Here is a 9002-nt window from a genome sequence, read left to right as displayed (position 1 = left end):
TTGAAGAGGTCACCGAGGTCGAGCAGGTCCTGTTGAACAGACATAAAAAATCCGATGCCAGAGGTCTGGCATCGGATTTTCGGAGAAGCCCGGCGCGGATTCAAATGCTTAAGTGAACAGCATTACGCCATTGCGGGGCTTTTTTGCGGGTTCGAAAATTGGAACACCCGACAAGCGCGATGGCTCTATACCTTCAAGGTCTTTTTTGATCGAATGAGTTTTCCTGTCGCCTGCGAGGTTTCCCATGACCGTTACAGTCAATACCGTTTCCGCCGAAGGTTTTCGCCACAGCGTACAAATCGATGACCATGAACTCTTCGCCGACGTGCCCGTCACGGCGGGTGGTGAAGGCTCGGCACCGGAGCCCCATGATTATTTCGACGCTGCTCTCGGCGCCTGCAAGGCCCTGACACTGAAGCTGTATGCGAAGAAGAAGGACATCCCGCTGACCGGTGTCGGCGTCGAGATCAAGCGCGACAACAGCCTGGAACAGAAAGGCCAGTACGCGCTGCACGTCAAACTGACCCTCAAGGGCGTACTCACCGACGCCCAGCGCGATGAACTGCACCGCGTGGCCGATCGCTGCCCGATCCACAAGCTGATGACCACGTCTGAAGTCCGCATCGAAACGCATTTGTCCGAAGGTGCGTTCAGCCAATAGCGGCAAGGGCTGCGCAAGCGGGTTATGCTCGAACGCATTACCCGCTCAGCCTGGAACGCACCATGAACACACCGCTCGTGATCCGCCCCCGCACTGAAGATGTCGAAGGCCAGCCGATTCTCCGCCCGCTGCCGTCGGCCAAATGCCGCAGCGTCGGGCCATTCGTGTTTTTCGACCACATGCTGGAAACCCGTTATCCACCGGGCAAGGGCATGAACATCCGCCAACATCCGCACATCGGCCTGTCCACCCTCACCTACTTGTTCCAAGGGCAGATCCAGCACAAGGACAGTCTCGGTTCCGATCAAGTGGTCGGGACTGGCGATGTCAGCTGGATGACGGCCGGCAGTGCCATCGCCCATGTCGAACGCACGCCCGAGGCCTTGAAAGAAAGCGGCTTCACGATGCACGGCCTGCAGATCTGGCTGGCTTCGCCCAAGGACAAAGAGCAAGGTCCGGGGCATTACAGTCACCATCCGGCGTCGACTTTACCGGTCAGCGAAAACCTGGGAGTGAAGATTCGCATGATTGCCGGGGCGGGCTTTTGCCTGGAATCGCCAGTGCCGGTGCTTTCTCCTACGCTGTACGCGGAACTGCACCTGCAAACAGCGACGACTTTGCTCATCCCTACCGAGCATGAAGAACGTGCCTTGTATGTATTGAGCGGCGAGGTGCAACTGGACGGCGAGCCGATAGAGCCGTACTCGCTGGTGGTACTGCCTGCGGGGGAAGAGATGACTCTTTTTGCCGAAAGCGACAGTCACGCCGTATTGTTTGGCGGCGCACCGCTGGACGGGCCACGGCGGATCAACTGGAATTTTGTCGCGAGCGATCCGGCGGCGATCGATGAGGCACGCCGGCGTTGGGCGGCCAAGGACTGGCCGACGGTGCCGGGGGAAGTTGAGAGGATCGAATTGCCATAAACAGTTGAGTGTCTGTTAGACCGCTATCGCGAGCAGGCTCACTCCTACAGGTGAATGCATTCCAATGCAGGAGTGAGCCTGCTCGCGATGAGGCCGGTACTCACACCGGCCGAATCATGATCAACCCTTGAACACTTCATCCAGCAAGTTATGCATCGACGTGAAGGCCCGAGCAGCCACCTTGGCGTTATACATCATCATGCCCGGCACGTTGGCGTGCGGGTCAGTGAACGAGTGGAACGCACCGCCGTAGCTCAGCAACTGCCAGTCCACGCCCGCCGCGTTCATTTCATCTTCGAACGCCGGCAGCTGCTCTTTCGGCACCAATGGATCGGAAGCGCCGTGCAGCACCAGGACCTTACCCTTGATGTTTTTCGCATCGGCCGGATTCGGTGTGTCCAGCGTGCCGTGGAACGACACCGCGGCCTTCACCGGCGCGCCGGTACGGGCGAACTCCAGGGCGCAACAGCCGCCGAAGCAGAAACCGAAAGTGGCCAGTTTCGAAGTATCGACAGCCACTTCACCCTGGCTTTGCAGCTGTTCGAATGCCACCTGCATGCGCTTGCGCAGCAATGGGCGGTCATTCTTCAACGGCATCATGGCTGCGCTGGCCTCGTCATTGTTCGTCGGACGAACCGACTGACCGTAAAGGTCTGCGATCAACACCACATAACCCTTGGAGGCCACCGACCTGGCGATCTCTTCGGCACCGGCGCTGACGCCCATCCAGTTCGGCGCCATCAACAAACCCGGGCGCGGGCCTTTATGGTCGGCATCGAAGGCCAGACGGCTTTCGTAAGCCTGGCCGTCAATCTGATAGGCAACGGAACGTACAGTGATTTGGCTCATTTCTGACTCCTGATTGTTGAATCACCAGAATGAAAAAACCCGCCGAAGCGGGTTTTTCTACAACTCAGTCAAGCCGACAGTTCGACCAACAGCTTGTTCAGACGGCGCACATAGGCCGCCGGATCTTTCAAGCTGTCGCCGGCCGCCAGGGCCGCCTGATCGAAGAGGATGTGCGACAGGTCGCCAAAGCGCTCGTCGCTCTGCTCGTTGTCGAGCTTCTCGATCAGCGGGTGAGCCGGGTTGAATTCGAAGATCGGCTTCGAATCCGGAACCTTCTGGCCGCTGGCTTCCAGGATCTGGCGCATCTGCAAGCCCAGGTCCTGCTCGCCGATGGCCAGGATCGCCGGGGAGTCGGTCAGGCGATGGGACACCCGAACTTCCGCAACGGATTCACCCAGCGCAGTTTTCAGACGCTCAACCAGACCTTCTTTGGCCTTGGCGACTTCTTCCGCGGCCTTCTTGTCCTCTTCCGAGTCCAGGTTGCCCAGGTCCAGGTCGCCGCGCGCCACGTCGACAAAGCTCTTGCCGTCGAAGTCGCTGAGGTAGCTCATCAGCCACTCGTCGATGCGATCGGTCAGCAGCAGCACTTCGATGCCTTTCTTGCGGAAGACTTCCAGGTGCGGGCTGTTCTTGACCTGGGCGTAGGTTTCGCCAGTCAGGTAGTAGATCTTGTCCTGGCCTTCCTTGCCGCGCGCCAGGTACTCGGCCAAGCCAACAACCTGCTCGCCATCGTCGCCGTGGGTCGATGCGAAACGCAGCAGGCCGGCGATTTTTTCCTTGTTGGCGAAATCTTCTGCCGGGCCTTCTTTCATGACCTGACCGAAGTTTTTCCAGAAACCCTTGTATTGCTCAGGCTCGTTCTTCGCCAGTTTTTCCAGCATGTCCAGCACGCGCTTGGTCAGCGCCGACTTCATCGAGTCGATGATCGGGTCTTTCTGCAGGATTTCCCGCGACACGTTCAGCGACAGGTCATTGGAGTCGACCACGCCTTTGATGAAGCGCAGGTACAGCGGCAGGAAGGACTCGGCCTGATCCATGACGAACACGCGCTGTACATAGAGCTTCAGGCCTTTCGGCGCTTCACGCTGGTACAGGTCGAATGGAGCGCGGGTCGGCACGTACAGCAGCGAGCTGTATTCGAGCTTGCCTTCGACCTTGTTGTGGCTCCAGCTCAGCGGGTTTTCGAAATCGTGAGCGATGTGCTTGTAGAACTCCTGGTATTCCTCGTCCTTGATCTCGGTACGCGGACGGGTCCACAGGGCGCTGGCGCGGTTGACGGTTTCCCATTCGACGGCAGGCTTCTCTTCACCTTCAGCGGCCGCCACTTCTTTCGGCAACTCGATCGGCAAGGCGATGTGGTCGGAGTACTTCTTGATGATGTTGCGCAGGCGCCAGCCATCGGCGAACTCGTCTTCACCGGATTTGAGGTGCAGGACGATGCGAGTGCCGCGTTCGGCCTTGTCGATGGTCGCCACTTCGAAGTCACCTTCGCCCTTGGACGACCAATGCACGCCTTCGCTGGCAACGCTGCCGGCACGACGGCTGTACACATCGACTTTGTCAGCGACGATGAAGGCGGAGTAGAAACCGACGCCGAACTGGCCGATCAGGTGCGAGTCTTTCTTCTGGTCGCCGCTCAGGTGCTTCATGAAATCGGCGGTGCCGGACTTGGCGATGGTACCCAGGTGGGTGATCGCGTCTTCGCGGCTCATGCCGATACCGTTGTCTTCGAGGGTGACGGTTTTAGCGTCCTTGTCGAAGCTCACGCGGATTTTCAGTTCGGCGCCACCTTCCAGCAGCTCTGGCCTGGCCAGGGCTTCGAAACGTAATTTATCGACAGCGTCAGAGGCGTTCGAGATCAATTCGCGAAGGAAAATTTCCTTGTTGGAATACAGCGAATGGATCATGAGATGCAGCAGCTGCTTCACCTCGGTCTGGAAGCCCAGGGTTTCCTTTTGAGTTTCCACACTCATGGTCATCAAACTCCAATCAGATGGCATAAGCCGCGACCTTGACGGTCGGCGGCGGGTTGTCATCTGAGTTGGGGGCTGAGTTCAGGATTTCAAGGGCTCCTCGAGTTTGAAATGTGCGCGGGCGGTGGCAATCGGTTCGGCTTCAGTGCTTTGCCAGGCGGTAATCGCCACGTTGGCGACCCGGCGACCCTGGCGCCAGACCTGGCAGCGGGCCCAAGTATCGCGAAACTGCCCGGCACGCAGGTAATCCAGGGAGAAGTCGATGATCTTCGGCACCCCGGGCGATCCGGTAAACACCAACAGATGCAGCGCGGCGGCCAATTCCATGAAGCCGGCTATCACACCGCCATGGATCGCCGGCAACAACGGGTTCCCGATGTTGTCCTTGTTCGCTGGCAGCTTGAACAGCAACTCATCGCCCACCCGCGAACATTCGACGCCGATCAGCCGGGCATAGGGAATCAAATCCAGTAGCGCGGCGTAATCGCCCCGTTCGTGGGCCTTTTGCAGTTGATCCTTCAGAGACTCGCTCATTGCGCCCCTCCGGCAACCGCGCCACCAAAGCCCTTGGTGCCTTTGATGTTCTTGCCCATGCGCATGAAAGTGCCCATCACATGGGCAATGGGTTGTCCGGGGTCATCCTGATAGGCGAAGCCGCGGGCAAAAATCACGTCGGTGGTGACCCTATAGCACTGGGCAAAGCCGTAGACATCCTTATGCGGCTCGGCGGCGTGCATGTAGTCGATGCGCAGGTCCAGGGTCGGGCAGACTTCGAATTCCGGGAGCACGCAGAGGGTCGCCATGCCACAGGCGGTGTCCATCAGCGAGGTCAGCGCCCCGCCATGAATAACGCCGGTTTCGGGATTGCCGACGATCTGCGGGCTGTACGGCAGCACAATCGTCAGCCCTTCGTTGCTGGCGCTGTGAACGCTTAGTCCAAGTACCTGGCAATGTCGCAGCGCCGACAGAAAGCGCTTCGCGCGCTCAAAAACGGGATTTTCAGCCATTTGATAAACGCTCTTGTTTATGCCCGTACAGTGCGGTGGCGGTACGGGTAAAAGTTCCGCACTAGAACAAACTTATATATCTGAAAGAATTAAGGAACTTAACCCTGATGTGTGGGCTCTTAATGCCAGTAGATGCTTTTCATCAGGAGAAACACCCCATGCGTAAGACTTTAGCTATTGCCTTGATGTTGACCGCTTCCCTCGGTCTCGCTGCCTGCGATAAAAAATCCGAGGACAAAGCTCAAGATGCTAACCAAAATGCTGAGCAAGCCCAGCAAAAAATGAACGAAGCTCAGGATAAAGTGAACGACGCGGCGAAAGAAAACGCCGAAGCCGCCAAAGATCAGGCTGAATCGAACGCAGAAGCGGCAAAAGAGGCTGCTCCGGCCGCTCCAGCTACTCCGGCCGCTCCGGAAGCACCTAAGAACTAATACGGTTTTTAGCGTGACAAAAGAAAACCCGCCAAGTGCGGGTTTTCTTTTGTCTTGAAAACAGTGGTTAGAGCAAAATCGTTCGAAAAGTCGGACTAATCATCAACAACAGCGAACAGATTAAGCCCACCAGCCAAACCAGACTGCGCTGCCAGGCCAGGTCTTTCCAGTAACACACCAGGTAAATAACCCGCGTGATCACGAAGATGATCGCCAGGCCGTCGATCAGCCAGCCCGCTGTCTGCGTGGTATGCGCCATCAACACACCCACAGCAAACAACATGAAGGCTTCGAAACTGTTCTGATGCGCAGCCACTGCCCGGGCACCCAAGCCTGTGAGTTGCGCCTGCTGTTGGCGCGGCAGGTGGTTATCGTAGCCGCCCTGCTCTTTCATGGCAGTCGTCACGGGCATTCGCGCCAGGTAAATCAACACCGCACTGATCAACACGCACCAGAATGGAATACTCATCAAGCTGCCTCTTTGATCGCCTCCGGCAACGGCGCCTCTGTAGGGGTATAGACCATCACATCGAGAACGTCGGAATGAAACTCGCGGCGGTACAACACGAACACCACGCCGGCACTCATCAACATGAAAAGCCACGGGCTGACAAACCACGCCAGCATGGTCATGCCGAAGTAATAGGAGCGCAGCCCGAAGTTGAACTGGTTGGCGGCCATGGAGATGACGCGGGCGGCACGTAAAGCGAACGCTTTGCGCTCCAGCTCCGACACATGGCGTTCACCGACCATCGGCGCCGAACCCACCAGCACTGCCGCAAAGTTGTATTGGCGCATGCACCAGCTGAACGTGAAGAATGCATAGACAAACACCAGCGCCAGGCACAGCAACTTGATTTCCGACATGCCCTGGGACGCCTGTTGCACCATCGGGATATCCGCCAGCAAGGATACCGCCCGTTCCGAAGCCCCCAGCACCGTGAGAATACCGGCCAGGATAATCAGCGTACTGGAGGCGAAGAACGACGCATTGCGCTCCAGATTGCCGATCACGCTGGCATCGGCGATGCGGTTGTCGCGCAGCAGCATGCGGCGCATCCAGTCTTCACGATACAGGTGCAGCACACTGGCCAGGCATGCGGTGTCACGCCCTTTCCATGTGGCATAGCGGGTGTACCCGCCCCAGCAGATAACGAACCAGACGGCGGCGAGAATGTGGATCAGGTTGGCTTGGATGAACGACATGCAGGTCCTTGTGAAGTAGTAACGGAACACTGAAACCTTGTGGGAGCGAGCCTGCTCGCGAAAGCGGTAGATCAATCAACATCTGCGTTGAATGAAGCGACGCCTTCGCGAGCAGGCTCGCTCCCACAAAGGGTGTTGCAGTGCTTCGACGTTAGCTCAACGGAAAAGACACCGCATCCCTCACAAAAAAAATGCCCCGTATCGATTGATACGGGGCATTTCTGTTTTTGCTCAAGACCCGCTCGTGGCGAGTCGTGAAGCGACTTAAGCCAAGGCTTCGGCGCGCTTGCCCAGCAGGCGATCGCAAACCACCGCGACCACCAGTGTCATCACCGACGGCACCAGCCAGGCCAGCCCCTGCTCGCTCAGCGGCAGGTGGGCCATTTGCGTCGGCATCCAGTCCGCCAGGCCTGCACCCTTGAGGGCGTCGATCAGGCCGAAGATGAACGACACCAGCATGACCGGGCCGAGGATACGACCGTGCTCATGCCAGAAGTCCTTGCAGAAGCTCAACGCCACCAGAACGATGCACGGCGGGTAGATCGCGGTGAGCACCGGGATCGAGAACGCAATCAGCTTGGTCAGGCCCAGGTTGGATACCAGCAGCGAGAACGCAGCGAGGATGATCACCAGCGTCTTGTAGGACAGCGGCACCACACGGCTGAAGTACTCGGCGCAGGCACAGGTCAGGCCAACCGCGGTCACCAGGCACGCCAGGGAGATCAGCACGGCAAGGAAACCGCTGCCCAGGGAACCAAAGGTATGCTGCACGTAAGCATGCAATACCGCCGCGCCATTGGTAGCGCCAGCGGCCACTTCATGGCTGCCCGAACCGAGACGGAACAGGCTGACATACACCAGCGCCAGGCCGACACCAGCGATCAGGCCAGCGATGATTGCGTAGCGGGTGATCAGGGCCGGCGACTCGACGCCGCGTGAACGGATGGCGTTGACGATGACGATGCCGAACACCAGGGCGCCCAGGGTATCCATGGTCAGGTAACCATTGATGAAGCCTTGGGAAAACGGCGCCGCCACGTATTCAGGGGTTGCCTGGCCAATGTCACCGGCCGGCAAGGCAAACGCTGCAATGCCCAGCACGGCCAGGGCGATGATCTTCAGCGGCGCGAGGAAGCGCCCGACGGTATCCAGCAAACGACCCGGATACAGCGAGATGAAAAACACCAGCAGGAAGTACACCGAGCTGTACAGGAACAGCGCCAACGGGCTCTCGCCGGTCAGGGGCGCCAGACCCACTTCGAAGGATACTGTCGCGGTACGTGGCGTCGCGAACAGCGGGCCAACAGCGAGGTAGCAAGCCGCTGCCAGCAGGCCACCGGCGACTTTACCGATCGGGCTGCTCAAGGCATCCATTGCACCGCCGACCTTGGCCAGCGCCACAACGGTGATCACCGGCAAACCGACCGCCGTGACCAGAAAGCCCAACGCCGCCATCCAGACATTGGGCCCGGACTGCAAACCGACGATAGGCGGGAAGATAATGTTGCCAGCCCCGACGAACAGGGCAAACGTCATAAAACCAAGTGCCAGGATGTCCTGGCCTTTCAACACTTTCATTAAGGAAATACCACACTACTGAATCGGAATTTAGAGAGGGATTTCCCTATGGATGAGGGAAATGCTGTCAGTCCGTATAAGACCGACCCTTTTAGCGCGTTGCCGCCTTGTGGGCCGCAGACGCAAAAATGGCGCGTAGCCTAACGAATTTGGCCGATAAACGCACTGTTTAAGGGCGAACTATCCGATATACGACATCTTAGTGTCGCGTTTTTGCATGTTAATGGTTGTCGCCTACAAGTCCGTCTTCGCGAGCAGGCTCGCTTGTATGGTAGGACTTGAAGGGAGGAGGAGGGACAAGGCTCGATTCTGACTGTTAGCGCAGTACAGACCGTGGGAGATTTCGCCCCTCCTCCTTTCACCCAAGCGCCGAT

General features: G+C 58.2%; 10 protein-coding genes. 3 read left to right on the top strand and 7 right to left on the bottom strand.

Translation table 11 applies throughout. The features are described from left to right. The first annotated feature begins 244 nt into the window (after window positions 1-244). Both BSF44_RS28665 and BSF44_RS28660 read left to right on the top strand, forming a co-directional pair. The gene (locus BSF44_RS28665; RefSeq protein ID WP_095946363.1) at window positions 245-661 is read left to right on the top strand and encodes an OsmC family protein; all 417 of its coding nucleotides are present in this window, start codon (window positions 245-247) and stop codon (window positions 659-661) included. Between the two features lie 62 nt (window positions 662-723). Further along, a complete protein-coding gene (locus BSF44_RS28660) occupies window positions 724-1584 on the top strand; it encodes a pirin family protein (RefSeq protein WP_095946362.1) in 861 nt (286 codons plus the stop codon). Between the two features lie 120 nt (window positions 1585-1704). On the opposite strand, the gene BSF44_RS28655 is transcribed toward BSF44_RS28660, so the two are convergent. The 4 genes from BSF44_RS28655 to BSF44_RS28640 form a co-directional block, all read right to left on the bottom strand. Further along, window positions 1705-2433: a dienelactone hydrolase family protein gene (locus tag BSF44_RS28655; protein ID WP_095946361.1), complete on the bottom strand. Its 729-nt coding sequence runs from the start codon at window positions 2431-2433 to the stop codon at window positions 1705-1707. Window positions 2434-2501: 68 nt separating this feature from the next. Further along, complete coding sequence (gene htpG / locus BSF44_RS28650) at window positions 2502-4406, bottom strand: molecular chaperone HtpG (RefSeq protein WP_095946365.1); 1905 nt, start codon at window positions 4404-4406, stop codon at window positions 2502-2504. Between the two features lie 81 nt (window positions 4407-4487). Next, window positions 4488-4940: a PaaI family thioesterase gene (locus BSF44_RS28645; protein ID WP_095946360.1), complete on the bottom strand. Its 453-nt coding sequence runs from the start codon at window positions 4938-4940 to the stop codon at window positions 4488-4490. Further along, on the bottom strand, window positions 4937-5413 hold the full coding sequence (locus tag BSF44_RS28640) for a PaaI family thioesterase (protein WP_095946359.1): 477 nt from the start codon (window positions 5411-5413) through the stop codon (window positions 4937-4939). The genes BSF44_RS28645 and BSF44_RS28640 overlap by 4 nt, the downstream gene beginning before the upstream one ends. A gap of 158 nt (window positions 5414-5571) precedes the next feature. Here BSF44_RS28640 and BSF44_RS28635 point away from each other — a divergent pair, with 158 nt between their 5' ends. After that, window positions 5572-5844, top strand: a complete 273-nt coding sequence (locus tag BSF44_RS28635; RefSeq protein ID WP_095946364.1) for a hypothetical protein — start codon at window positions 5572-5574, stop codon at window positions 5842-5844. A gap of 67 nt (window positions 5845-5911) precedes the next feature. Here BSF44_RS28635 and BSF44_RS28630 read toward each other — a convergent pair whose 3' ends face one another. The 3 genes from BSF44_RS28630 to brnQ form a co-directional block, all read right to left on the bottom strand. Continuing rightward, entirely contained in the window at window positions 5912-6313 is a 402-nt protein-coding gene (locus tag BSF44_RS28630; RefSeq protein ID WP_095946358.1) for an MAPEG family protein, read from the bottom strand. Then, complete coding sequence (locus BSF44_RS28625) at window positions 6313-7050, bottom strand: DUF599 domain-containing protein (RefSeq protein ID WP_095946357.1); 738 nt, start codon at window positions 7048-7050, stop codon at window positions 6313-6315. The genes BSF44_RS28630 and BSF44_RS28625 overlap by 1 nt, the downstream gene beginning before the upstream one ends. 264 nt (window positions 7051-7314) lie before the next feature. After that, complete coding sequence (gene brnQ, locus BSF44_RS28615; protein ID WP_095946355.1) at window positions 7315-8628, bottom strand: branched-chain amino acid transport system II carrier protein; 1314 nt, start codon at window positions 8626-8628, stop codon at window positions 7315-7317. Between the last annotated feature and the right edge of the window lie 374 nt (window positions 8629-9002).

Source organism: Pseudomonas sp. ACN8 (assembly GCF_002303925.1).
Classification (GTDB): domain Bacteria; phylum Pseudomonadota; class Gammaproteobacteria; order Pseudomonadales; family Pseudomonadaceae; genus Aquipseudomonas.
This window is presented reverse-complemented; position numbering and strand designations above follow the sequence as displayed.

Excerpts from the sequence above, each read along its gene's own strand:
- BSF44_RS28665 (WP_095946363.1), top strand. The coding sequence starts at position 245 with ATGACCGTTACAGTCAATACCGTTTCCGCCGAAGGTTTTCGCCACAGC.
- BSF44_RS28660 (WP_095946362.1), top strand. The coding sequence starts at position 724 with ATGAACACACCGCTCGTGATCCGCCCCCGCACTGAAGATGTCGAAGGC.
- BSF44_RS28655 (WP_095946361.1), bottom strand. The coding sequence starts at position 2,433 with ATGAGCCAAATCACTGTACGTTCCGTTGCCTATCAGATTGACGGCCAG.
- htpG (WP_095946365.1), bottom strand. The coding sequence starts at position 4,406 with ATGAGTGTGGAAACTCAAAAGGAAACCCTGGGCTTCCAGACCGAGGTG.
- BSF44_RS28645 (WP_095946360.1), bottom strand. The coding sequence starts at position 4,940 with ATGAGCGAGTCTCTGAAGGATCAACTGCAAAAGGCCCACGAACGGGGC.
- BSF44_RS28640 (WP_095946359.1), bottom strand. The coding sequence starts at position 5,413 with ATGGCTGAAAATCCCGTTTTTGAGCGCGCGAAGCGCTTTCTGTCGGCG.
- BSF44_RS28635 (WP_095946364.1), top strand. The coding sequence starts at position 5,572 with ATGCGTAAGACTTTAGCTATTGCCTTGATGTTGACCGCTTCCCTCGGT.
- BSF44_RS28630 (WP_095946358.1), bottom strand. The coding sequence starts at position 6,313 with ATGAGTATTCCATTCTGGTGCGTGTTGATCAGTGCGGTGTTGATTTAC.
- BSF44_RS28625 (WP_095946357.1), bottom strand. The coding sequence starts at position 7,050 with ATGTCGTTCATCCAAGCCAACCTGATCCACATTCTCGCCGCCGTCTGG.
- brnQ (WP_095946355.1), bottom strand. The coding sequence starts at position 8,628 with ATGAAAGTGTTGAAAGGCCAGGACATCCTGGCACTTGGTTTTATGACG.